Raw genomic sequence first — 25,267 nt, forward strand, 5'->3', positions numbered from 1 at the left:
TTGAGCCGGAGGGCTCCGATTTTTGACAGAAGAGGAGGAGAGAGTATGGTGAGTGTTTGTAAAAGGCGGGGCTTGGTCCTGTCGCTCTGTGTGCTGGTCCTGTGGGCTGGCTGTGCTTTTGCGTCGGTGAGGGTGAGGTCCGGTCCCGGGGAGATCGGCCTTTCCTGGCCCGGCAGCAACGAGCCGGTTGAGTCTCAGGTTACGGTGTCCGGCCCTGTTGAGAGGGCCGTGACGGTCAAAGGGAGCGGTGTCCTTATAGGAGACCTTCCCTCAGGGGTATACGAAGTCAGGCTGTTGCGGGGAAAGGGAATAGAGCTTTTCGTCGTGGACGTGCCGATGGAGGCTAAGACGTCCACCAGGAGGTCCGATTCCGGGCCGTCCGCTTTGGTCGAGATGGGTCTGGATACGTCCCTCTATCCCAACATAGCCCTCCAGTTTCGGCCGGTCGACTCCAACGGAGGGCCTATAGGGGAGGTCTTTTCCCCTCAGGACTTTAAGCTCTACGAAGAGGGCCGGATTATCCCCGACTTTTCCATGTCGGTGCCTTCGTCGAAGGACGTCACCAGGGTCGCCGATCTGGTGGTGGTTTTCGACGATACCGGCAGTATGGGGCCTTTTATAGACCATCTGAAGGAGAGGATAGTCGAGTTTATAGGGAGTATCTCTGGGTCCGGCATAGACCTGAGATACAGGCTCATTACCTACAAAGACGACGCCAACGACGGCTGGTTCTGGACGACCTCCCCCGATCTGTTCAAGGAACAGGTCAGTTCTCTGAGGGCCACCGGTGGAGCTGATTGGTACGAAGACGGTTTCGAGGCCATGAAGATCGCCACCGAGTACGATTTCCGTCCTGGGGCACAGAGGGTGTTTATGCTCTTTACCGACGCCCCGTGCTGGGAGGGCCGTGACGAATTCGACAAGCCCACACCCACCTGGGATGAGATGGTCAAGGCCCTCAAAGACGCCGGAGTTGTGCTCTACGCCATCGCCCGTGACGATAAAGGGAGCCCGGATATCGGTCATTCCTACTCTCACGGTGGATGGTCTGGCACTACATTTAATCAGTATAACGGTTCGGGCAGCCTGACCGATCTCACCGGAGGTAAATGGTTCGATATATACGGCGATTTCTCCCCTATTATCGACGAGATAGGGTCGGCGGTGGGAGGGAGCTACCTCCTGTCCTACAGGACCCCTAACCTCCCTGAGACCCTTTCGGGGGACGATGTGGTCGACGTCAGGTTGACCTTCAGGGATTCTATCGAGCTTCTGACCAGCTACGACGTGAATATCCCTCCTGTGGTGACCGTCTACGGCCCCACTAAGGTAAGTGCCGATGCGGGAGTGCCTATATCCTTCGACGTGGTTTTCGGAGACCTGGACGGAGACGGTATTTCTTCCCTTCGCTTCACATATCGTTTCGAGGGAGACGAGTCGAGCAAGTATATTGACTACTCCGAGGGATTGGATAGCGGTCGGCTTGAGGTCGTCCTGTCTGGGGATCAGGTTCCGGCGAACGCCCCTCTTCTTTACTCCGCTAGGGTTATAGACGGAGAAGGCGCTAGAGCGGTGTTTCCTAAAGACGGAAGTTCCGCCTACGTCTCCAGGGAGAGCCGTCCTTTCGTCATAGTCTCCGCCGATGCCTCTTTGGATAGTTCGTGGAACATGACGGTTGCCTTGGTTTTAGGTGATCTTCCCTCCGACGGTGAGCCTCCTTTCCTGGTGTACAAGAGCACCGGAGGGGATTTTGCCGGAGTGGCTGGCTCCCCTGTGATTGCCACCAAGGACGGAGATGTCTATAAGGTGGTTCTTTCCGCCGAGGATATGGCGGGCTTTGGCGCTGTTCAGGTTGGAGTTCAGGTGAAGGGACTCCTCAGAAAGACCAGGGTTTTCTACTACGCCGTTGATCCTGGGGCTGTTATACGTGGGAAGGCCGATACGGTTATACTGACGAATCTGGCCAAAATGAGCTCCACCGCTGGCCTCGAAAAGGCTATCTCCGACCTGGTGGTGGCCGCTTGGAAGCTCGATGCCTCCGGAAGGCCTCTCGCTGAGGACGGCAGCGGACTGAATATGCTTCCGGTGGTGGTGGACCTCCAGGATAGGACCATTCTGTCCGGTGCTCAGGCTCCCTTCCAGCTTAAGTGGGATGGCGGAGCTTACGGTACCGCCGAGGAGGTCCTGGCCGGTCTCAAGGCCCTTTTCCTCCGGTCCGGTTTGGTCCTTAAAGACTCTATGACTCTGGTGATAGTAGGTGCCAACGAGGCTATCCCCTACGGCACGTCGGACAACGCGTTTTCCTGGCTTGGGACGGAGAGCGACTGGTATAAGAATTCTCTCAAGTCCTCCAAGGCCCCTGGCCTTGAGTCCCTCTACGCCGGAAACCTGTATCCTTCCGACGTTATCTACCGAAACTCCTTCCTCCGCGCAGGAAGGCTGGTGGAGACCGCCGACGACGCCACAGCCCTCATAAATCGCTATATCAGCGATGGGGCCTATCTGGTGGACAGAAAGAACCTTCTGTACCTCGGTGGTTACGACAGAAACAACGAGGCCGATGGATTCTTGATCGGTAAGTGGCTAAAGTCCTACAGTGGTCTATCTCCAAACGGCTGGACCGCCGATAACGGTTCGGTTTACGATCCTACCGATGGTTTTGCGGGAACCAAGATAGTCTCCGCTTTAAATGCCATAGGTGGTGGTATCGCCGTAATGACGGGACACGGACATTACTACCTTATCCAGAACGGCAAGGGAAGCGACGAGCTTTTCTTCGCCGGGGCTCAGAGCGGTTTCGGAAGTGGCTCTCAGATTTCCTCTCTGGAGAACGTAGTGCTGTTCACCAACGCCTGTCATTCGGGGCTGAACTTCGTGTCTTCCTCATCTGGCTCGGTCTCTGATACCGACTTCCCGGAGATATTTGCCCAAGACGGCAGAGCTCTGGCGGTCTACGTTGCCAACACTCCCTACGGGATCTACACCCCAGCGGGGGTAGGCTACAGCGACAGACTGACTCAGAACGCAGTGAGGCAGCTTGTGGACGGAACTTACGACACTGTGGTTTACGATGGTGTCTTTAAGGGGACAGCCCTTCCTTACGAGCCGTCCATCAACGAGGATATAATGGGAAGGCCCCAGTTCTACGGTATCCCATCCTATCGTCTCGGACCGGCTCCCGTCGCCTCCACCGCCTCTAAAGGGGCTTCTTTAGCGGTTTCCAGGATGTCTTCGGTTGCTGAGACGGTCCAAGGTGGCCGTTTCTTCGAGTCGACGACCACCAGAGGAACTTCCTCTATGGGGCTTAAGCTGGAGTTTAAAATGATATCCGGCGACTACTCTATAGGTGCAGACGGAAAGGTTCAGGTCTACGGAGTAGGCCAGACCGATAGCTTTGGCCGTCCTGCCCTGCTTTTCTCCACCTCCGTGCCTAAAGGCAGCTCTATCAGTGGGGACTTTACCGTCACCGTCGGTAAGACCAAGCAGGATACTTACGGAGGATCGGTGAGCAGCAGGTTTGCCAACAGCGATAAGGAGGAGACTAAGGACCTGAACACCTCGTCTTTCGACGATATGGTTTTGGCCAGTGCGGATATCGACGGCGATCGTCTGGTGGTGTCCCTGTGGCCCGTTCAGTACAACACCTCTGAGTCGAGTTTAAGGATAACCGAGGAGGCGTCGATCTCCCTTAACGTGACCTTCCCGAAGGGCTCGGTTTCCCTGGCAGCGGTGGACGACGCCGATATGGACGGCCTCCCCGGATGGTGGGAGAGGGCCTACGGCCTGGACGACAACGATCCCTCAGGGATAAACGGTCCTGACGGCGATCCCGATGTAGACGGCCTGTCGAATATGGAGGAGTTCCTGAGAGGTACCGACCCGAACTCCAAGTACAGCGGTTCGTCCGACACCACCGATGTCTCCTGGGGAGCCGATAGGCCGACTATAGCCTTGACCTCCGAGTCGGTTTCGGAGCCCACAAGCTCCGACGTGGTTATAGCTCTGACCGATCTGCCCGATAAGGCCGTGACGGTTCAGCTCGACTATTGGCCGAAGGGCTTTGAGGCTCAGCTTCGGACGACCGATCCTGTTCCCGTAAAGGGAGCGACGACCTCGTCCTCTAAGGGAGCCTCCGGTCTTTCCGCTAACGTCCGCCTGAGCGGTCTGAAGGCCGGGACGGAGTATGTGTTCAAGGCGATAGCTTTCGATGCACTGGGAGTGCCTTCCACTCCCTCCGGAGAGGTCAGCTTCAAGACCGCCGCAGCCGACGCTCCGGCCCCGGTGGATCCCGAGAATCCTAAGCCAAGTTCCGGCGGTGGATGTGACATAGGGGCGACGCCTTCTATGGCCTTGCTGCTTCTGGCTGGATTGGCGTTGATAAAGAGGTAGTTTTCACTAATTAACCTAAGAAGAGGCCCTTTCGAGGGCCTCTTCTGCTATAATTTAACCGGTGGTTTTTGAGGAATAAGGAGGTCGACAAGTGTGAGAAAGAAAGCGGCATTGTTCGGCGGAATAGGTCTGGCCCTGATGGTCTTTATGACTATGGCCATGGCCGGGTCCTACACCTTTGAAGATGTGGTCAAAGGCCTGAAGGACTTTAAGGACGGAAAGGTGAATATCTCCTACGTTCAGGAGCGAATCGCCGGGTTTCTCGGCATCGAGGACGTTCCTTTCCGAGTGAGGTTGAACCGAGAGATTCGCAGGACTCCCGGCAAAGGTATCGTTACGTTTTGGTCCCTCAACGGCTGGGTGAACGAGGACGACAGCAGGATCGCCTCGGTCCGTATCTCCGTGGAGGGAGGTGGAGAGGATCTGGACGGAGAGACCGCCGATATGGTCTACTCTCCTGAGGATAGAGCCTGGTATGTCCCCGATTATCCTAAGTGGAACGAGCTTCCCTCTCAGGATATGGCCCTTAACGTGACTCTGACGTTGAAGGACGGATCGACTAAGTCCACCCGGTGGACGGCGAACCTAGGGAGCTTCGAGGCCCTTAAAGATGGCCTAGACGGCCCTCTTGCCTCCGTTAAGGTGACCAAAAACGGCTCCGTCCTGACCGTCTCCGACGATATGGCCTTGATCCTCGATCCCTTTGGGGACAACCTGTTTGGCCTGGATATATCGTCGGTCTCCAGCGATCGTCTTATCGCCCCTGAGAAAATGTGGGGCTATATCCAGGAGAGGGTCAGAGACGGCAGAGGCCAGTACAGAGAGAGAGACGTCCTCCTGAAAGACGGAAAGATGGACCTGAACGAAGAGGGCTGGAAGGACGTTTTCTTCAGCAGAGGCAGCCTGTCCGCTAGGTTCTACCTCGCCGATTCTGGGGATACCTATCCCGACAATTTCTCCCTCTGTGGTCGTTTCGTGGCGGATATCTTCCCCGACGTTGTGGTAACTCCAAGGGTGGAGATGAGGCGGTTTTACGATTCCAACGGCGACGGTACCGCCTATTCTGAGCGGGTGGAGAACAAGAGGCTCAGGCTCGATTTTTACTCTATGGTCGGGGAGAGGCGTGTCTCCCGTCTGAGGGCGACTCTGGGGGATTCGGAGTTCGTCATGGACGCAAAGGATCCAACTAGCCGCTTTTTATCCGACTGGATGGTCGACGAGTACGGCGAGGCGGTGGAGGGGTACTACAGGCTTAGGGAGCTTTTCCCCGATACGATTGAGGGTGAAAAAGACCTTAAAGTGGAGATTTTCTACGAGGAGAGCGACGGTTCTACTGTGAGCAGGAATCTGTCCATGCCGATTGAGACCACTATGGATCCCGGTCGGTTCCCGGTGGATCCCCGGTTTTACGCCATGACCGAGGGCGGGGAGGAAAGGGAGATAACCCAGCCCGCCATAGGGGAGAGCGATTTCCAGTCCGTCCGGTTTACCTGGGACAACAGCGACCAAAACGCCGAGAGATATAGGGTGAAAAGCTATATATGGGCTATGGACGTGGAGAACAGAGAGGTCGAATTCGGTTCAGAATCCTGGAACTCCGGGATAACCGAGCTTTCCGTGGATCTGGACGACGACGATCTGCTGGAAGACTGGATCCGTGGAGATCTTATCCTCTATATGGACTACTCCGATGTTTACACCTACACCTTCTACAAGCCTATCTTCAAGAGCGCCGATCCGGTAATAACCGGCAGTATTCACCTCCACCGCTTTATGAACGACGGTAAGCCTGGCGGGGATTATTTCGATCTGTGGTTCGTCCCGAGGATTATGTACCCCTCCTGGACGGTAAAGCAGTATCGTATGCCAGACCTGAGGAAGCTTCGTGTGCCCATAGAGGTCAACGGAGGAGAGTTCTGGATTCACGGCTTTAACCAGGGAGGGTACAACGATAGCTACGGTTTCGACGCTGAAGCCAAGCTTTCAGGGCCAAACCTGGTGTGGTCCGACGATATCGAGCCCGACGGCTGGAAAGCCAACGTGTCGGTGGATAAGGTTAACGCCGACCTCCGAAGGGACTGGACCTTTGAGGTTACCTATACCGATAACGTCGGTACCTTTACCGAGACCATAACCGTTCCTCTCGGAGAGGTGTCCGATATAGTTCCCGACGTGAAGTGGTTCGATAAGGACGGCCCGATGGCCGATAGCTCGGTTCTCTGGAGGGACAGCAGAGAGCTTTTAGGGGCGGAGGTTTCCTGCGACTCGATCAGAGATGGGTTTTTCACCGCCAACTGGAGTTTGCCCGACGGAACATCCAACGGAAACTGGAACAACCTGGTGAACGAAGGTGGAGTGTGGAGGAATAGCTACCAGATCCCCGACGGCGTAGGGTATCTGGGCGGCCAGATCATAGCCAATAGGTACTTCTCCGGTTCTAAGCTCGATATGCTTTACTTTGAGCATCGCTATTTCAGGGGGCCTGTCCAGGATCTGTGGGTAGGCGGCTGGCTTAACGAAGAGGGCACGGTCTATCATCTCCACCATATGACCTTGGCCGTGAGCGAGGAGTTTGATAGCTCTATTCTCGATGGTGCTGTGATCGTAGGCCCATGGGATGAGCCTGTCCCAATCGCTTTCGATGGCTCTAGAGATCCCGATCCCTACTGGAGAAGCTATCAAATAGACCTCAAACCTATGGAGGGAATTTGGTCGAATGTGGATATGTCCTCTACGGACAGGGTGGAGTTCCGTCTGGTGAGCGGTTCTGAGACCATCGCCCTTTGGACTTTGAGCAAGTGATTGGGGGAATCTTGAGGTGAATAAGATGAATATGTCCCGAAGGCTTATGGCTCTGGCGATAGGGCTGGCGATAGGGCTGTTTTCCTCCGGTGCCTGGGCCTCCCATGTGCCGGTCTGGGGGATTTTTAACTCCGTTTCCGGGGCCCACGGCCCTGTTTTGATCAAAGGCACCCCTGTGGATCTGGGGCTGACCTACGTCGATCCTGGGACACCTGCCCGGGCCCTTCAGGCGGATTTCAGCACCGAGGGCCTTACGGTCGATTCTATCCTTCCTGGTAAGGATCTTCCTGTAGGCTATACGGTGGAGTGGAGCCATATAGGCTCGGAGAAGCTCAGGATCGGCCTTCTGGCCTCCGGGGATAAGTCCGCTGCCCCTCTCCCTACCGGAGAGCTGGTCGTCGGAAAGCTTTCCCCCCTTCCTGAGGTGACCTCCGCTAGGTTTGTCCCTCTCTACTCCGAGGTGGTGGATTCGGTTGGCAGAGTTTTGGTCAGCGGGGATTTCTTCCTCGTAGACGGAGGCAAGCGGCCTATATCCGGGGATTTTCAGGTCGTGGACTCTCTGGTCTACGTAGAGGGAGGGGGCGTTTCCTTCGACTCTGAGGTCCAGGTGGGCAAGAGCGCCGATAAGGCCATCACCTTGATCAACCGGCTTCAGGAACCTGTGTCCGTCGACCTGTCGGTGGCCGAGCCCTTCTCCTTCCCTGTCGGATCTATAGGGATCCCCGGCGGCGGCTCCGCTGAGGTCAGGGCGGTCTTTGCCCCTTCCCGACCTGGTCGATATTCTCAGGCGGTGTCGGTCCAAAGTGGCTCCGCTACCTTAGGGGGATTCCGACTTGAGGCCGAGGCCAAAGCGGCCCCTCAGGCACAGCTGGCTCTGTCGCCCTCTTTTGTCGATTTCGGCACGGTTTTGGTGGGCAAGCCTTCATCCAGAAAGCTCGCTCTAAGCAACGTCGGTGACGGCGACTTCAGCGGTTCCGTTTCCGTATCAGGTGGCGGTTTTGCCCTATCCGGCGATGTCTCTATGTCGGTGAAGGCCGGAGAGTCCAAAGAGGTCGAGGTTGTCCTTACCGCCGGTGGCTCTGGATCGGTGGACGGTCGTCTGGAGGTTAAAGCCGCCGTCGCCGGAACGTCCCGTAACTCGGTGAGAGCAGGGCTTTCGGGCTACGGCCTGGCCAGAAGAGCGGCGGAGACCGTTATACCTCAGAATATCTTCGTCACAAGCCCGGACGTTCAGTCCGCCTCGGTTGCCCTTTCCAACATCGGCGACGTGGATTTGACCGTTAAGCTCAGTCGCCATTGGGCTCCCTACGGCAGGCCCTTTTTCGACTGGACCTTCCAGGGCGTCAGCAACGACGAGAGCTTCGTCGGTGCCTTGAGCGCCGATAAGAGCGATTCGGTGAGGATAGACCTTAACGATTATATCTCCAGTATCCGCAACCACGTGGCCCGTAACTCCCTTCTGGTGGTTTTGGGCAACGAGGCGGAAAAATATCAAAGAAGCTACACCGTTATGATAAGAGGTCTGGAGGACGCAGCGGTTCCCGCTTTCCTGCCTATGGGTAGATCTTTAGCCTACGGCAACGTCCTCGAGGGAACCAGCTCTACTAAGGCTATTTTGCTCTCCAACGAGGGCAAAAAGGCTATGAGCTATGAAGTGTCCCTTTCGGGCTCCGGCTTTGCCATGGCCGTGCCTGGGGACAGCACAGGTACCATAGCCGGTGGAGACTCCAAAGCCCTTCAGGTTGCCTTCACGCCGGTTTCAGCCGATTCTGTGACGGGAAAGGCCACTGTGGTGGTGACCGAGGCCGGTTCGGCAAACCGCTGGACCAGGGTCTACGATCTTTCGGCAACAGGAACCACTCTGTCTAAGGTGGTCTGTGGCTATCCCTCTTCGGTGGTCATACCTCCTGTGCCTATGGGAACCGAGGTTCCTCCCTCTGCGACCTTCTCCATCGTTAACAGAGGAAGTGCAGATGGCCTGGTGGTGTCCGGTGACGTGTCTCCCGATCTCTTCGTCCTCGACGGCGCCCTTTCGGGGGTGTCCCTTAACGCCGGTGAGGAGCGTACTTTCTCCGTGAGGCTTAAAGACGTCGACAAGGCGGGGGTTTTTGAGGGAGCTATAACCCTCACCACCAACGACGATGAGAGGCCATCGGTTTCCATTCCTCTTACCGCCGAACTGTTGGAGGTAAACTCCGACGGTGTGCCTTCCGATAAGGTCGATCCTTCCGCCCACGCCAGTATATCCGCCGATAAGGTGGCAGGGGTTAAAGAGGGCGGCAACGCCTTAGGCATAGGGGTAAACAGCGATCTGGTCTCCAGGGATATAAAACTGGCCGCTCCCCTTAACTTCGACGATGCGGTTAAGAGGATGACCGTCAGTGCCGACTGGGGCGACAAGGCTCTGGCCCTTCCCTCGGGGCTTTGGAACGTGACGGTGGACTGTGCCGCCGGTGAGGTAGTGGTTATAGATGCTAAGGTGAACGATATGCCTGCCGACGCTTCCTGGTGGAAACTGACCTGGAATCCCGACGATTACAGCTCTTCCTTCGAGGCCATGACGGAGATATCCCTGGACGTGGATCTCGCTTCCAGCGATGAGGCCATTTTCGCCAAAAACCAGGCCCTCTTCCCCGATCCTGGCCATCCCGGCGGGGGCTATTTCGTCCGTACCGGTGCGAACTCCGTTAAGCTCTATATCGTCGAGGGCGGCATCTACGACGCCGATAGGCAGAGAAACGGCCGTCTCGTAGATCCCGGCGGAGTTGGCAAACTTGAGCCTAAATCGACTCCCGATCCTGAGAGGAACCCTGTGGCGGAGCTTTCCGTCGTCGGTGGAACTTTGTCCTCCGGTGCTGGCTCTATCTCCGAGAGCGATATAAAGGCGTTTTTCGTGAACGCTGGCGATAAGCTTGAGGTGTTAGGGTCCAAGAAGGTCACCGTTACCGCTCTCAGTGTGGACGTTACGTCTGTGTCTCTGGACGTGACCTTTAAGGATATGGCCGACGGCACCGACACCTTTACGGTCTTCGCCAAAAAACGCTCTACCGGAAAGGTCGAGGTTCTGAAATCGGACCGATCCAGCAAGTCTATCAAGACCGTCTCGGGGGTCGAAACGGCCTCGGTTGAGAGGAAGATGACCGTCACTATGACCGATAACTCTGCGTACGATCAGGATGAAGCCACTGGCACCGTGGTCTACGAGCTGGGCTTCACTGGGTCTAAAGGGGTTTCACCGGTAGATCCTGACGGCCCTGGAGGAAGCAGCTCCAGCGGTTGTTCCGTAGGGTTCTCCGGCTGGGGGCTGTTGCTCCTTCTGCCCCTTCTTTTCCTGAAAAAGGGCAGGTTCTCCGCTATGGTTTTGGTCGGAGCTTTGGCCTTGACCGGATCGGCCTGGGCTGCGGAGGTCTCTCTGAAGGCCCCTTCGGTCTGGGAGCCTGGGGTGGACTACGATCTCCCCATCTCCGTCTCGGTAGGAGAGGGAGAGCAGCTGACCTCTTTCACCGCCGATCTGGATTTTCGTTCCGACAGGGTTAAGGCCTTCGCCAGCGGGGTTCAGCTTTCCTCCGCGATGTACGGCAAGGGCTGGAACGTGAGGGTGTCTCAGTTCGATCTTCCGGGCAACGTCCGTCGTATCAGGATCCTTATGTACGGCGACAGCCCTCTGGAGTCCGGCGAGATAGCTACCGTTAAGGCCTCCGCCTTAAGTTCCTCTTCCCTGGCCTCCAGGAGCATCGGTTTCGTCGCCGACAGCCCTAAAGCCGGTGACGACGACGGAAACGTGGTTAAGGTGGACAGCGGAACTTCCCAAGGGGAGGTGTCCCAGTCCTCCGGCAGCGGCGGTGGCTGCTCTTTAGGACTTCTAGCCCCTGCCTCCCTTCTGCTTCTGGCCCCGATGGTGGTGCTTTTCTCAAGAAGGTAAAATAAGTGTAGAATACACGGAGGCACAGGCTAAGCCTGTGCCTCCGTGCTTCGTAGTCAGGAAGGATAAGCTCTTGACCAAATGGATTGTGAGTAGTATTTTTACTCATAGAATTTGTACTGAAAGGGGAATCCCTATGATCCATATAACCTGCCCCGACACGGTCACGTTAGGGGAGAACGTCGTAATAGAAAAAGGGGTTACTCTGGGCGAGAACGTCCAGATTGGCCACAACGTCGTAATAAAGTCCGGGGTGGTCGTAGGGGACGGATCTATCGTCTTGGACGGCTCCATCCTGGGCAAGCTCCCCGCCAAGGCTGGCCTCTCCGCCACCACCGGCGAGGTAGTGGAACTTCCCCCTCTGATCCTCGGCAAAAACGTCACAGTAGGGGCCAACTGCGTTATATATCGTGGGGCTTCCGTCGGTGACGGGGTCTTCTTCGGCGACTGCGCCACCGTCCGAGAGGACGTGAGCATAGGCGAGCTGACCATAATAGGCCGAGGGGCCACGGTGGAGAACAAGACCACCATAGGCATGAGGTGTAAAATAGAGACCAACGCATACATAACCGCCATGAGCACCGTGGAGGACTACTGTTTTATAGCCCCATCGGTGGCCTTCTCAAACGACAACTACCTGGGCCGCACCGAAGAGCGCAAAAAACACTTCGCAGGGCCGATCCTCCGAAAGGGAGCCAGAGTAGGCGTCAACGCGACGTTGCTCCCAGGGATTGAGATAGGCCAAGACGCTCTGGTGGCCGCAGGAGCGGTGGTCACAAAGGACGTTCCTCCCAGGACCATCGTCGCGGGATGTCCCGCCAGGCCCTTCGGGGAAGTGCCGGAAGAGCAGCTCATAGAGAACCAGACATTCTACATAAGGTAAAGGGGACAAGTATATGGCTTTGTTGGACAAAATAAAGGATAAGAGTGCAAAAATAGGGGTCATAGGCCTGGGCTACGTGGGGCTTCCTCTTGCGGTGGAAAAGGCAAAAGCTGGCTACACCGTGACAGGCTTTGACGTGCAGGGAGACAAGTGCGACAAGGTCAACAGGGGGGAGAACTACATAGGCGACGTTGTTCCCGAGGAGCTTATGGACCTGGTGTCCCGTGGGCTTATCTCCGCCACCACCGACTTCGACGGCCTGAAGGGCTGCGACGTGGTCGCCATATGCGTCCCCACGCCGCTGGACAAGTTCAAACAGCCCGACCTGTCCTACGTCGAGGCCTCCACAAAAGAGGTTGCAAGCAGGCTCCATAAGGACATGCTTGTGGTTTTAGAATCCACCACCTACCCCGGAACCACCGAGGAAATCCTGAAGCCCCTCCTCGAGGCGTCTGGCTTAAAGGTGGGAACCGACATATACCTGGCCTTCAGCCCCGAGAGGGTAGATCCAGGCAACGCCACCTACAAAACCCACAACACCCCTAAGGTGGTCGGTGGCTGTACCTCAGCCTGCACCGAGGTCGCCAAAACCCTTTACGAAGCGGTTTTAGACGCCCCGGTCTGCGTCGTCTCCAGCCCTAAAGAGGCGGAGGCCACTAAAATACTTGAAAACACCTTCCGCATAGTAAACTGTGCCCTTGCCAACGAAATGGCCGTACTCTGCAACAAAATGGGCATAAACCTCTGGGAGGTCATAAAGGCGGCGTCCACAAAGCCCTTCGGCTTTGTCCCCTTCTACCCCGGCCCGGGAATAGGGGGCCACTGTATTCCCCTGGACCCCTTCTACCTCACCTACAAGGCCAGGGAATACGACTACCACACAAGGCTCATAGAGCTGGCTGGGGAGATTAACGACTCCATGCCCGACCACGTGGTCGAAAGGCTCATGGACCTGCTGAACGACCGATGCAAGGCCCTAAAGTGCAGCAAAATCCTGATCCTCGGAGTCGCCTACAAAGGGGACATCGACGACCTGAGAGAATCGCCTGCCCTGAAGGTATGGGAGAACCTGGAGTCCAAAGGAGCCTCGGTCGACTACCACGACCCCTATTGCCCCACGGTTCACTGGAAGGGGCAGGAGATCGCCTCAACCGAGCTTACCGAGGAAGTCCTAAGGGCCTACGACGCTGTTGTAATAACCACCGGACATAAGCACAAGGTGGACTACGCCCTTATCGCCAAAAACACCCAGCTCATATTCGACACCAAAAACGCCCTGGCCCCGTCGGTGGAAACCCCTCGGGAAGAGCTTGTAAACCTGCACCTGCTCTAGGGCCCATAAGGAGACCTATAAATGCACAACATAGCCATACTCGGCTGTGGCCGTATCAGCGAAAGCCACGTCGCCGCCATAGAGAAGGTAGATCAGCTCAGGCTCGTAGCCTGTTGCGATATTCTGGAGGATCGGGCCGCCGCAACCGCCGCCAAGACCGGATGCAAGGCCTACACCGACTACAGCGCCATGCTCAGGGACGAATCCATAGACCTGGTAGCCCTCTGCACTCCCTCGGGGCTTCATCCAGCCCACGCCATCACCGCCGCCGAGGCCGGGGTCAACGTACTGTCCGAAAAGCCCCTGGGAACCAGCCTCGCCGAGGTGGACAGGGCCATAGCCGCCTGCGACAGGGCAGGGGTGCTCTACATGGAGGTAAAACAGAACCGGCTGAACCCCACCATAGTGCTGCTTCGTCAGGCCCTGGAGGCCGGGCGTTTTGGCCGGATCCACATGATAACCTCCAACGTCCTCTGGACCAGGCCTCAGGACTACTACGACATGGCCCCCTGGCGGGGAACTTGGGAGTTCGACGGAGGATGCCTCGCCAACCAGGCCGCCCACTACGTGGATATGGTCCAGTGGATGGGAGGATCGGTTGAGCAGGTATACTCCCTGTCCTCGACCCTCGGCAGACGGATAGAGGCGGAGGATACCATCTCAGTGGGACTCAAGTTCCGAAACGGAGCCATAGGGAACATAAACGTATCGGTGCTGACCTACCCCAGAAACCTGGAGGGAAGTATCACAATCATGGGAGACAGGGGAACCGCAAAAATAGGTGGCGTCGCCATGAACAAAGTGGAGATATGGGACTTCGACGCACCTCACCGTATGGACGAACAGCTTGACTCGGTAAGCTACGACCCTAAGAGCGTCTACGGAGGGGGACACTACGTTCTTTACAGCAGAATCCCGGGTTTTCTGAACAAAGCGGAAGGGCTTTACGGTTTCGTCAGTGCCAGAGAGGGAAGGAAGACCGTTGAGGTGTTGGAGAGGGCTTATGGGACCTATAAAAGGCTGGGATAATCGCTTTGGGGCATGGTATGGGAGGTAGGTTTACTGGTGTTAGCAAGATAATATCCGGTGTTTTTAAATCAAACCTATTTCGTTCTGCGGGAACCTATGGCTTTTTCTCTTTGCTCAGTGTGGCGATCCCTTTCTTGCTGCTTCCGGTTATGACTAGGTATCTTACTCCCGATGACTACGGTATCGTCGCTATATTTGGGGTTATGGTCACTCTTGCAACCCCGTTTGTGGGACTCAGTGCTCACGGTGCATACGGAAGAGCTTTTTTTGCCCCTGACCGGTTTGACGCCGATGTCTATATGGGGACGGTGGTATTTTTTGTCATCGCGACGGGACTTGCTATGCAGGGGCTGTTTTATATTTTCAGAGGGACTCTCAGCGGCATATTCTCTTTCCCTGCTTCCTGGATTTGGGCAGTTCCCCTAGTTGCATTGTCCTCCGTGATTGGACAGATAGTCCTGACTTCTTGGCAGGTCAGAGAAGCCCCAAAGTCCTATGGCCTTTTCCAAAACGGAAGGACCTTGTCGGAGTTAATCGGAGCTCTGGGATTGGTCGTCCTCTTGGGTATGGGGTGGCAGGGCAGAATACTGTCAAAAACTGCTGTTTACGTCTTTTTCGCTATGCTTGGGTTTTGGGTTATGGTTAAAAATGATTGGCTGAGGCCTCGTTTTAACAGAGCCTATCTAGCACATGCCCTGTGCTTTGGAGTTCCTTTGATACCCCACGGTTTGGCTGGGATACTGAACACGACCATCGATAGGGTCTTCATCTCTCATATGGTGGGAATGGCGGACACGGGGTTATACACCGTCGGTTATCAGATAGGATCCATAATAGGCCTTTTGACCACGGCGTTCAACCAGGCCTATGTCCCTTGGCTTTACAGGAAGCTAAACGAGGATTCCTCCGGGGAAAAAATAAAGATAGTTCGTCTTACCTATGCTTACTTTATCATTATAATTTTTCTTGCTCTTTTCCTTGGGTTGATCGCTCCTGTCTTGATGGGATTTCTTGTCGGCAGGGAATTTCAGGGATCCGTCGTCTTTGTCGTATGGATAGCGATGGGGTACGCCTTTAGCGGGATGTACTATATGGTCGTGAACTATATTTTTTACGCCGAAAAAACCCGTGTTTTGGCTTTGGCAACCTTCCTTGGGGCTATGATAAACATCGTTTTGAATTATTTTTTTATAAAACTAAACGGGGCTGTGGGAGCCGCTCAGGCCACCTCGTTAACCTACGTGCTGACTTTTCTCTTTGTGTGGTATGTCGCTTCAAAGGTCTACCCTATGCCGTGGAAAGAGGCTTTAAAGACAACAAAACTGAAAGACGGTGAACACAGATGAAAACCTTAGTGACCGGTGCAGGAGGCTTTATCGCCTCCCACCTCGTGGAAAAGCTGGTGGATCAGGGCCATGAGGTCCGTGCCTTCGTCCGCTATAACTCAAGCAACTCCTGGGGGTGGCTGGAGAATTCCCCCTGTAGGGACTCGATCGAGATAATATCCGGCGACATCCGAGACTACGACCTGGTTCATACGGCCCTTAAAGGCTGCGATACGGTCTACCATCTCGCCGCTCTCATAGGCATTCCCTATTCCTACGTATCCCCTCTGGCCTACGTCCGAACCAACGTAGAGGGAACCTACAACGTCCTTCAGGGGGCCAGGGAATACGGTGTGAAGGTTATCCATACCTCCACCAGCGAGACCTACGGAACCGCCCAGTACGTCCCTATCGACGAGGATCATCCTATCAATCCTCAGTCTCCCTACGCCGCTAGCAAGGCCTCCGCCGACTTTTTGGCCCTGTCCTACCACCGATCCTTCGACCTTCCTGTGTCGGTGGTCAGGCCGTTCAACACCTACGGTCCCAGACAGTCCGCTCGGGCCATTATCCCTACCGTTATATCCCAGATGCTGGACGGCAGGAATAAGCTCTCTTTAGGCAACCTAAGCCCCACCAGAGACCTCACCTTCGTCTCCGATACCGTCTCTGGCTTTATCGCCGCCGCCTCTTCCGAGGGTACGGTAGGTAAAACAGTTAACCTCGGTACGGGATACGAGATATCCATCGGCGACCTGGTGAACAAAATCGCCGAAATTGTCGGCTGTCAGGTCGAGATAGTCTCCGACGAACAGCGTATTCGTCCCCCCAAAAGCGAGGTGGAGCGGCTACTGTCGAACCCGTCGAGAATGGAATCCCTCTCCCGCTGGAAGGCAACCGTCTCTCTGAACGAGGGGCTTAAAAAGACGGTGGAGTGGATGAAAGACCGGAAATCGCTCTATAAAAGCGACCTGTACAACGTCTAGGCTCGGAGCGGCTGACGTGACCTCTAAAAATAAAGCCCGCCGTAAGATAGCGGTAGTGACGGGCACCAGGGCGGAATACGGCCTGCTTTACTGGCTCATGAAGGAGATCCAGTCCGACCCAGATCTGGAACTGCAACTGATAGTCACCGGTGCCCATCTGTCGCCTGAGTTCGGCCTTACTTGGAGGGAGATCGAGTCCGACGGCTTTCCCGTAGACAGATCAGTGGAGATGCTCCTATCGGGGGATTCCACAGTTGCGATAACCAAATCCCTCGGCCTCGGCCTTATAGGCTTTGCCGACGCCTTTAAGGAGCTGAGCCCCGACGTCGCCGTTATCCTGGGGGATAGATACGAGATGTTAGGGGTAGCGGCGGCGGCCAACTTGGCCGGTATCCCCATAGCCCACATCCACGGAGGGGAGATAACCCTAGGTGCGTACGACGACTCCTTCCGTCACGCCATAACCAAGATGAGCTCTCTGCACTTCGTCGCCAACGAAACCTACAGGGACAGGGTTATCCAGATGGGAGAGTGTCCCGAATCGGTGTTCGTCGTCGGTCCCGCCTGCGCCGACTCCCTGTCGAGACAGGCCCTTCCGTCCAAAGTGGACCTGGAGGAACACCTTTCCATAGATCTGGGCAAGCCCCTTATGGTGGTGACATACCATCCCGAGACCCGCTCGTCGCTATCCTCGGAAGACCAGATCGACCGGTTGCTTCGTGCCCTTGACCGGTTTAAAGGGGCCACCATGGTCTTTACCGGGGCCAATGCCGATACGGATGGACGGATCATAAACGACCGCATAGCCCGTTTCTGTGCCGAAGACCCTAAACGCAAGGTATTCGTACAGTCTCTTGGAAGAAAACGGTACTGGGGGATGTTGTCCATCGCCGACGTGGTGGTAGGCAACTCATCCAGCGGCGTGATAGAGGCTCCTTTAGTAGGGGTTCCGGTGGTCAACGTCGGGGATAGACAGGCCGGTCGTATAAGGGATCCTCTGGTGATAGACTGCCATTGCGACGAAGAGGCCATAAAATCCTCCATAAGCCTCGCCCTGGATCGGGGAAGGGTGGATACCAACGGTAGGGTAGAATTGCCTAGTCCCGCTGTGACCATGGCCAATCACATTAGGGCCTTCGAGTTCAAAACGCCGAAAGGTTTTTACGACATACCCTGGAGGGAGAGGATTTAATGGCCGTCTACATAATCGCCGAAGCAGGCGTAAACCACAACGGATCTATGGAAATGGCCCTGAAGCTGGTGGACGCCGCCGCCGAAGCTGGGGCGGACGCTGTGAAGTTTCAGACCTTCAAGGCGGAAAAGCTGGTCAAAAGGGACGCTCCTAAGGCGGAGTACCAGATAAAGACCACCGGAGCGGGAGAATCCCAGTTCGACATGCTTCGTCGGCTGGAGCTCTCCGAGGACGACCACCGAAGGATACAGACAGCCTGTAAGGATAGAGGGATCGATTTTCTGTCCACCCCTTTCGACAAAGACAGCCTGTCCTTTCTGGCGGACAATCTGGGGCTCAAAAAGATCAAACTGGGATCCGGGGAGGTGACCAACGGTCCACTGCTCCTGAAGGCGGCTAAGGCGAGCCTGTCGGTTATCCTCTCCACAGGAATGAGTCTTTTAGGGGAGGTGGAGATGGCCTTAGGCTGTCTGGCCTTCGGCTATATGGGCCTTGAAAATCCCTCAAAAGAGGGGTTCGTGGCGGCCTATTCGGACCCCGAGGGCCGTTCCCTCTTGAGGGATAAGGTGACGGTGTTGCACTGCACATCCGAGTACCCCGCTCCCCTGGAGGACGTGAACCTGAACTGCATGGTGACCATGGGGAAGGCCCTGGGCCTGTCGGTGGGATATTCGGACCACACCCAGGGTATCTCGGTTCCCATCGCCGCTGTGGCCCTAGGGGCTACGGTGGTAGAGAAACACTTCACACTGGATAAAAATCTGCCTGGGCCGGACCACAGGGCCTCTATAGATCCAGGTGAGATGGCCTCTATGGTGAAGGCCATAAGGGACGTGGAGCTGGCACTAGGGGACGGAACGAAAACGGTGACGCCCAGCGAGAGGACGAACAGGCTTACAGTCAGGAAAAGCCTTGCCTTCTCGTCGGACCTTCCCTGCGGTTCGACCATAGAAGAGCGCCAGCTGCTGCCTCTCCGCCCCGGGAATGGGGTTTCCCCCATGGATATGTGGAATATACTGGGGCGAACCACGGTTAAGGACGTTAAAGTAGGAGACCTTCTCTAAGTGGGCTGGATAATATTAGGAGGCGGCGGCCACGGCTCCGTCATAGGGGATATCCTCTTGAGCGACGGCCACTCCGTCGAGGGCTTTACCGATATATCACCCTCGCCCCCTCTTTTGGGCCGTATACCATACCTAGGGGACGATCTCGTCGTTTTAGCCAGGGACCGACGGGAGGTCTGTCTGGCTAACGGAATAGGGTCCGTAGGAGATCCCTCCTTGAGACTGAGGATATTCGAGGACTTTCAGGGTAAAGGCTATGATTTTCCGCCGGTAATATCTAAAAACGCCTATATATCCCCCTTTGCCTCCCTGGGACAGGGGACGGTGATTTTCCCAGGAGCGATTATCCAGACGGCGGTTTCCCTCGGTGTAAACGTGATAATAAACACAGGAGCGGTAGTGGACCACGGATGTAAAATAGGCAACCACGTTCATATCGCCCCTGGTACGGTCCTGTCCGGCGACGTCACAGTAGGGGACCGTTGCCACATAGGGACCGGAGCGTCGGTGATACAGGGAATAGAGATAGGCGAAGGTGCGATCGTAGCCGCTGGGGCCGTGGTCGTTAAGTCCGTCGGAAACGGAGAGACTGTTATGGGAGTTCCCGCAAGGAGGAGACCTTAGTGAGGTTTTTGAATGAATAAGGACATCGCCATTCGAGCTCTTTGTGTTGACTCTTTTCTCGCTTTAAAGGGTGCCTTGAGTATTATCGATGCTAACGCATCTCAATTTGTCCTAGTAGTCGATAAAGACGATACCCTCCTCGGGGTCGTAACCGATGGAGATATCAGAAGGGCTATTCTAAGAGGGGACTCCCTTGATTCCCCTGTGTCCTCCGTCATGAACAGGTCCCCTAAGGTTACAGTTGAGGGTGAGTCGCGGGGCTCAATGATTCGCCGTATGAAGGAGCTTGATGTCCATTTTCTCATAAAGGTCGACGAAAATCGGCGGGTTTTGGGAATAGTCCGTTTTTCAGATCTGGCTGTCCCTGCGACCAGGACAAATCCCGTCGTCATAATGGCCGGTGGGAGGGGCCGTCGGCTGGGGGCTTTGACCGATAACTGTCCCAAGCCTATGCTGCCTTTGGGGAAGAAGCCCATACTCGAGATGATCATAGAAAACCTGGTGGAGTGCGGTTTTCTTAATTTCTATATCTCCGTAAACTACCTCAAAGACAGCATTATCGACCATTTTGGCGACGGTGACAGGCTAGGTATCAAAATAGCCTATCTTCACGAGGAAAAGCCCTTGAATACAGCGGGATCCTTGAGCCTCATAGATCCTTTGCCGAAAGAGCCCTTACTGGTGATGAACGGGGATATCTTCACCGATTTGGATTTTGGAGAGCTTATAGATACCCACGAGAGATCTGGAGCCGACGGAACCATGTGTCTCAGGGAGATGTCCTATCAGGTTCCCTTCGGAGTCGTAGATCTATCCGACGATGGCAGTGTTAGCTCCATCAGGGAAAAGCCGGTTATAACCTATATGGCGAACGCCGGTATGTATGTTCTGAGCCCAGAGGTATTGTCCTTTGTCCCTAAAGGGGAGCCCTATGCCATGACGACCCTCATGGATGACCTAATCTCCAGAGGCAAAAAACTTGTCTCCCATACCGTCGATGGCCTATGGATAGACGTCGGCAGGATGGAGGACTTTGAGCGAGCCCGTCGGTCCGTATGCGACGATTCCAGGTTGAGGTGATCTCAGTTGTACGAGGACAAGAGAGTTCTGGCCATAATACCGGCCAGAGGTGGTTCAAAGAGGATACCAGGCAAGAACGTAAAGATACTGGGGGATAAGCCTTTAATAGCCTGGACCGTAGAGGCTGCGAAAAAATCGGCCTACATAGACAGGTTAATCCTTTCCTCCGACGATAACGCCATAGCGAAGGTAGCCCAGGAGCACGGCTGCGATGTCCCTTTTATGAGGCCTGACAGCTTAGCGACCGATACCGCTACCAGTGCCGACGTGGTTATACACGCACTGAACTTTCTAGGTGACGGTCTTTTCGACTACGTGATTTTGCTTCAGCCTACATCTCCCTTTCGATCCTGTGAGGATGTGGACGGAGCCATAAAGGGCTGTCTTTCTGGAGGTTTTTCGTCATTGATCTCCACCAGACCGGTGAGGGAAAATCCCTCATGGATGTATTCCCAGGAGGGAGAGGTCTTGTCCTCCCTCTCCGAACGCCTTGGAGAGGCTGCTTCTCTGCGGTGGCAGATATTGAATGGGGCCATCTATGTATTCGACGTCCGGTGGTTTTTGAGGAACAGAGCCTTCATGGACGAGAAAACCCGCCTCTATTCCATGCCCTGGGAGAGGTCCGTCGATATAGACACCATGGAGGACTGGGCCTGGGCGGAGTTTTTGTTGGACAAGGGGATTTTGACGTGGAGATAAAGACACTTCAGGATATATTGGTTATAGAGGACACTCCGGAAATACTGAGTTTTCGCTGTCCCGATACGGGATATCTGCTCTGGCCTTTGATCAGAAACGTGTTTATACGGTTCATAAAAAGCGATCTACACTATAAAGAACCTTTGATTTCAGATCAAAGACAACCTCGTCCGAGGAAGGCCTATCTTTCGGTCCTAAAGGCCTGTGCCCACAACGCTATAAAGGGGCGACATCTGAGGGGGGATGTGCTTATATCCTCTACAGGAAGCCATGTCCTCCGAGATGGGCTGTTTTTTAACCGTCTATCGGATCACTTTGCCATAGCTGCCTCGGATAGGACCGTTACCATGGAGTCTTTGCCGATTGACTGGCGTTGGCCCTTTCCCAGGGTAAACGAAAAGGTCCTATTCGATTCCCCTATTCTGGGGCTTTCGTCTCTCTATGGTAAGTTTAGCGTTAGAGATAGACACGTAAAGGCCGCTACCGCTCTCGTGGACTTTGTGGCGAATAGGGCAATAACGTTGATTGGGTGGTCTCTTTCCCAGAAGCGAAAGCGCTTTTTGATCGAGGGGCTCTCTAGAAGGGCTGCATCTATACCAGGGGCCAGGCTCCTCTATTCAAGGCTTTTTAGAAGAACAAGGGCCAGGATGCTGTTGAGGGAGGAGGCTTCCTACGGGGGATCTTCCATAATAAATATGATCGCGAGAGAAAACGGCCTTGTCACCGCGGAGTATCAGCATGGCAGCATCTCCTCTGGCCACGATGCCTATAACTTTTCAAAGACCCTCTGTGATAGCCCTGATTACCGTCGAACCCTTCCACAGTTTTTGCTTGGGTATGGAACGTGGTGGCTTGACCAGCTACAAACTCCTTCTGAAAAAATCCCCATCGGAAATCCTTTCAGGACGGATGCCCTTAAAAGAGTCAGGATGGATGGGGATAGGAAGAAGGACATACTGGTCTTAGGTGATGGAACAGAGACTGAGAAGTACCTCTCGCTGTGTTCTTTTCTTGCAGATGCCCTTAGTGAAAAATACAGGGTAGTCTTTAGGCCTCACCCTATCGAAAGGGAGCAGGTTGCCAGAAAGTACGGAAAAAGGAAAGGCAAGATTGCCCTGGAGTGGGAGAAAGATATCTACGATGCCTTTGCCTCTGCGGATATCTTGATCAGCGAGCTTTCCACTGGACTCTTTGAGGCTATAGGTCTGGTTCGATCGGTATTCCTTTGGGATACCGAAAAGGCGAGGTTTTGTTATCCATCTCATCCTTTTTCGACTTTTTCTTCATCTGATGATCTCGTTGAAAAGATAGCGTTTGGAAAAGAGGGCGAAGTTTCCGCCTCGATTATCGAGTCGATGTGGGCTTCTGGCTGGGAGAGCAACTACCGTGATTTCCTGAAAAACGCCTTATCCTGAATTGTAGGGAGAAAAATATGACCGTTATAGTCGATTACGGAGTTGGCAACGTAAACTCCGTCGCAAATATGATACGGCACGTCGGGGGAGACTGTGAGATTTCCTCCGATCCAGAAAGGATACTTGACGCCCATAAGCTCATATTGCCTGGTGTTGGGGCCTTCGATGCCGGTATGGGAGCGTTGGAGGAACGGGGGTTAGTGGACGTTTTGTCCAAGGCGGTTTTGGATAGAGCGGTTCCGGTTCTCGGGATATGTCTTGGGATGCAGCTCATGACCAGGTCCAGCCAAGAGGGGGCACTTCCCGGCCTGGGCTGGATCAACGGGGATGTCCGCAAGTTTTCTTTTGACGATCCGAAGCTCAAGGTTCCCCACATGGGGTGGAACACCGTGGATATACCAAGGGACAACCCCCTGATAGTGCCGGAGGAGAGACAGAGGTTTTACTTTGTCCATTCCTACTACGTGAGCTGTGATAACGAGTCCGACGTTATCGCGAAGTGCAATTATGGCCACGATTTTGTGGCCGCCTTCGCTAGGGACAATGTCTTTGGCGTTCAATTTCACCCGGAAAAGAGCCATCGCTTTGGCATGGCTCTACTGAGGCGATTTATGGAGTTCTCCAATGCTTAAAACAAGAATAATACCCAGCTTACTGTTATCAGACGGCGGGCTGGTCAAGACCTGTCGTTTTTCCGATCCTAAGTACGTAGGCGATCCGATCAACGCCATCCGCATCTTCAACGAAAAAGAGGTGGATGAGCTGATGGTCCTGGATATCTCCGCTTCCACTAAGGGAAAGGGGCCTGATTACGATCTGATAGAGAGGTTCGCCGGTGAGTGCTTTATGCCCCTTTGTTACGGTGGTGGCATATCGAGCCTTGAACAGGCCCGAAGGCTTTTTTCCATGGGAGTCGAAAAGGTTTGCTTGCAGACCGCTGTTTTAGACGACCCATCTTTGATCAAAGAGATTGCCTCTCGGTACGGAAGCCAGAGCGTGGTGGTCTCCGTGGACGTTAAGAAAAGTTGGCTTGGTAAAAAATGTCTCTACTCTGCGTCGACTAAAAAAACGCTGAAAAAGCCCTTTATGGACTATATATCCTCTGCTGTCGGAGCTGGGGCTGGGGAGATACTGTTAAACTCTGTAGACAGGGATGGTACTATGTCCGGTATGGACTTGGAGCTTATAACCCAGGTTTCCAGTACTTTCTCCGTTCCGTTGATCGCCTCTGGTGGAGTTGGCAGCATAAAAGACATGAAAGATGCCGTCGGTGCCGGAGCCAGCGCTGTGGCGGCTGGAGCCTTTTTCGTGTTCCACGGTCCACATAGGGCTGTACTGATAACATACCCAAAGTACGAAGATCTGGAAAAAGAGTTAGGGGCGATGGATTGAGATGGATAAAGACTACAGAATGTGCTCTAGGTGTGTCATGGATACTACCGCTAGGGATATATCTTTCGACGATAACGGCGTGTGTAACTACTGCACCGAGTTTTTGAGTCGCTCGTCGAAGGTTCTTTTCAAGGAACCTGAGGCTAGAAAAAAAGAGCTTGATGCTTTCGTAGCTAAAGTAAAAAAAGACGGAAAGGGCAAACCGTACGACTGCATTATCGGTGTCTCCGGCGGGGTGGACAGCTCTTGGGTTTTGGTGAAGGCTATAGAGTTAGGGCTAAGACCTCTGGCGGTCCACATGGATAACGGCTGGAACTCCGAGCTGGCCCAGAACAATATCTCGAACCTTGTCCAGAAACTTGGCGTGGACTTATATACTCACGTCATAAATTGGGAAGAGTATAAAGGACTGATGCAGGCCTTTTTTGACGCCGATGTCATAGACATAGAGTTGCTCTATGATAACGCAATGTTGGCCGTTAACTACAGAATGGCCGCTAAATACGGCATAAAGCATATACTGTCCGGCTCCAACCAGGCTACAGAGGGCATGAGAATGCCTGATGGCTGGAATTGGCTCAAGTTTGATAAGAAAAATATAAAATCAATTGTTGCGGAGTTTAACGGCCCCTCTCTGATAACATTTCCTGCGATAGGCACAGTGGATTTTATAATTAAAAAAATATTCAACAGAATAAAATGGGAGTCGCTTTTAAACAGTATTGATTACAATAAATTCAGTGCTATGAGCACTCTTCAGCGGGATTTTGATTATAAACCCTACCCCTATAAACACTATGAGTCTGTTTTTACTAGATTTTATCAAGGATACATTCTTCCTAGTAAATTTGGTGTGGATAAGAGAAAGATACATCTTAGCATACTTATCTTAAGCGGTCAGATGTCAAGAGTAGATGCAATTAAAGATTTGGAGGGGATTGCTTACCCCTCAGAGAAAGATCTTCAGGATGATATAGGTTATTTCCTTAAGAAGATGTGCTGGTCAAAAAATCAACTTGACGAGTATCTTTCTAGACCGGAAAAATCGCATCTCATTTATCCTTCGGAAAAGCCCTTTTTTGACTTTTTTTCTAGAGTTTACAAAAAAATATTTTTTTAGTCTTGATTTGTT

General features: G+C 54.2%; 17 protein-coding genes. All 17 read left to right on the top strand.

Features of this window, described 5'->3' with window-relative positions; all coding sequences use genetic code 11:
* Positions 1-45 precede the first annotated feature (45 nt).
* The 17 genes from B9Y55_RS02750 (at position 46) to B9Y55_RS02830 (ending at position 25,255) form a co-directional block, all read left to right on the top strand.
* The gene (locus B9Y55_RS02750; protein WP_085543830.1) at positions 46-4,389 is read left to right on the top strand and encodes a VWA domain-containing protein; all 4,344 of its coding nucleotides are present in this window, start codon (positions 46-48) and stop codon (positions 4,387-4,389) included.
* 93 nt (positions 4,390-4,482) lie between these two features.
* Positions 4,483-7,191, top strand: coding sequence for a hypothetical protein (locus B9Y55_RS02755; RefSeq protein WP_085543831.1), 2,709 nt, complete (start codon positions 4,483-4,485; stop codon positions 7,189-7,191).
* 25 nt (positions 7,192-7,216) lie between these two features.
* Positions 7,217-11,113, top strand: coding sequence for a choice-of-anchor D domain-containing protein (locus tag B9Y55_RS02760; protein ID WP_234986112.1), 3,897 nt, complete (start codon positions 7,217-7,219; stop codon positions 11,111-11,113).
* A gap of 136 nt (positions 11,114-11,249) precedes the next feature.
* Positions 11,250-11,996 (top strand): acyltransferase, encoded by a 747-nt coding sequence (locus B9Y55_RS02765; RefSeq protein WP_085543833.1) that lies wholly within the window; start codon positions 11,250-11,252, stop codon positions 11,994-11,996.
* 13 nt (positions 11,997-12,009) lie between these two features.
* Positions 12,010-13,329 carry a nucleotide sugar dehydrogenase gene (locus tag B9Y55_RS02770; RefSeq protein ID WP_085543834.1) on the top strand — a complete coding sequence of 440 codons (1,320 nt, stop codon included), beginning with the start codon at positions 12,010-12,012 and terminating at the stop codon, positions 13,327-13,329.
* A gap of 21 nt (positions 13,330-13,350) precedes the next feature.
* Positions 13,351-14,358, top strand: a complete 1,008-nt coding sequence (locus tag B9Y55_RS02775; protein ID WP_085543835.1) for a Gfo/Idh/MocA family protein — start codon at positions 13,351-13,353, stop codon at positions 14,356-14,358.
* 17 nt (positions 14,359-14,375) lie between these two features.
* Entirely contained in the window at positions 14,376-15,704 is a 1,329-nt protein-coding gene (locus B9Y55_RS02780) for a flippase (RefSeq protein ID WP_085543836.1), read from the top strand.
* Positions 15,701-16,669, top strand: coding sequence for an NAD-dependent 4,6-dehydratase LegB (locus B9Y55_RS02785; protein WP_085543837.1), 969 nt, complete (start codon positions 15,701-15,703; stop codon positions 16,667-16,669). Before B9Y55_RS02780 ends, B9Y55_RS02785 begins: the two co-directional genes overlap by 4 nt.
* Before the next feature lie 16 nt (positions 16,670-16,685).
* Positions 16,686-17,861 (top strand): UDP-N-acetylglucosamine 2-epimerase, encoded by a 1,176-nt coding sequence (gene neuC / locus B9Y55_RS02790; RefSeq protein WP_085543838.1) that lies wholly within the window; start codon positions 16,686-16,688, stop codon positions 17,859-17,861.
* Entirely contained in the window at positions 17,861-18,925 is a 1,065-nt protein-coding gene (neuB, locus tag B9Y55_RS02795; RefSeq protein WP_085543839.1) for an N-acetylneuraminate synthase, read from the top strand. The genes neuC and neuB overlap by 1 nt, the downstream gene beginning before the upstream one ends.
* Positions 18,926-19,549 (top strand): NeuD/PglB/VioB family sugar acetyltransferase, encoded by a 624-nt coding sequence (locus B9Y55_RS02800; RefSeq protein WP_085543840.1) that lies wholly within the window; start codon positions 18,926-18,928, stop codon positions 19,547-19,549. It begins immediately after the preceding gene.
* A gap of 12 nt (positions 19,550-19,561) precedes the next feature.
* Positions 19,562-20,629, top strand: coding sequence for a nucleotidyltransferase family protein (locus B9Y55_RS02805; RefSeq protein ID WP_085543841.1), 1,068 nt, complete (start codon positions 19,562-19,564; stop codon positions 20,627-20,629).
* Positions 20,630-20,635: 6 nt separating this feature from the next.
* A complete protein-coding gene (locus B9Y55_RS02810) occupies positions 20,636-21,328 on the top strand; it encodes an acylneuraminate cytidylyltransferase family protein (protein WP_085543842.1) in 693 nt (230 codons plus the stop codon).
* Between the two features lie 491 nt (positions 21,329-21,819).
* Complete coding sequence (locus tag B9Y55_RS13170) at positions 21,820-22,743, top strand: CDP-glycerol glycerophosphotransferase family protein (protein ID WP_159448208.1); 924 nt, start codon at positions 21,820-21,822, stop codon at positions 22,741-22,743.
* 17 nt (positions 22,744-22,760) lie between these two features.
* Complete coding sequence (gene hisH, locus B9Y55_RS02820) at positions 22,761-23,375, top strand: imidazole glycerol phosphate synthase subunit HisH (protein ID WP_085543844.1); 615 nt, start codon at positions 22,761-22,763, stop codon at positions 23,373-23,375.
* Entirely contained in the window at positions 23,368-24,135 is a 768-nt protein-coding gene (locus B9Y55_RS02825; RefSeq protein WP_085543845.1) for an AglZ/HisF2 family acetamidino modification protein, read from the top strand. The genes hisH and B9Y55_RS02825 overlap by 8 nt, the downstream gene beginning before the upstream one ends.
* Positions 24,136-24,154: 19 nt before the next feature.
* The gene (locus tag B9Y55_RS02830; RefSeq protein WP_268753271.1) at positions 24,155-25,255 is read left to right on the top strand and encodes an N-acetyl sugar amidotransferase; all 1,101 of its coding nucleotides are present in this window, start codon (positions 24,155-24,157) and stop codon (positions 25,253-25,255) included.
* The last annotated feature ends 12 nt before the right edge of the window (positions 25,256-25,267 follow it).

This window comes from Dethiosulfovibrio salsuginis (genome assembly GCF_900177735.1).
In the GTDB taxonomy this organism is placed as follows: domain Bacteria; phylum Synergistota; class Synergistia; order Synergistales; family Dethiosulfovibrionaceae; genus Dethiosulfovibrio; species Dethiosulfovibrio salsuginis.

Excerpts from the sequence above, each read along its gene's own strand:
- B9Y55_RS02750 (WP_085543830.1), top strand. The coding sequence starts at position 46 with ATGGTGAGTGTTTGTAAAAGGCGGGGCTTGGTCCTGTCGCTCTGTGTG.
- B9Y55_RS02760 (WP_234986112.1), top strand. The coding sequence starts at position 7,217 with ATGAATATGTCCCGAAGGCTTATGGCTCTGGCGATAGGGCTGGCGATA.
- B9Y55_RS02765 (WP_085543833.1), top strand. The coding sequence starts at position 11,250 with ATGATCCATATAACCTGCCCCGACACGGTCACGTTAGGGGAGAACGTC.
- B9Y55_RS02770 (WP_085543834.1), top strand. The coding sequence starts at position 12,010 with ATGGCTTTGTTGGACAAAATAAAGGATAAGAGTGCAAAAATAGGGGTC.
- B9Y55_RS02775 (WP_085543835.1), top strand. The coding sequence starts at position 13,351 with ATGCACAACATAGCCATACTCGGCTGTGGCCGTATCAGCGAAAGCCAC.
- B9Y55_RS02780 (WP_085543836.1), top strand. The coding sequence starts at position 14,376 with ATGGGAGGTAGGTTTACTGGTGTTAGCAAGATAATATCCGGTGTTTTT.
- B9Y55_RS02785 (WP_085543837.1), top strand. The coding sequence starts at position 15,701 with ATGAAAACCTTAGTGACCGGTGCAGGAGGCTTTATCGCCTCCCACCTC.
- neuB (WP_085543839.1), top strand. The coding sequence starts at position 17,861 with ATGGCCGTCTACATAATCGCCGAAGCAGGCGTAAACCACAACGGATCT.
- B9Y55_RS02805 (WP_085543841.1), top strand. The coding sequence starts at position 19,562 with ATGAATAAGGACATCGCCATTCGAGCTCTTTGTGTTGACTCTTTTCTC.
- hisH (WP_085543844.1), top strand. The coding sequence starts at position 22,761 with ATGACCGTTATAGTCGATTACGGAGTTGGCAACGTAAACTCCGTCGCA.
- B9Y55_RS02825 (WP_085543845.1), top strand. The coding sequence starts at position 23,368 with ATGCTTAAAACAAGAATAATACCCAGCTTACTGTTATCAGACGGCGGG.
- B9Y55_RS02830 (WP_268753271.1), top strand. The coding sequence starts at position 24,155 with ATGTGCTCTAGGTGTGTCATGGATACTACCGCTAGGGATATATCTTTC.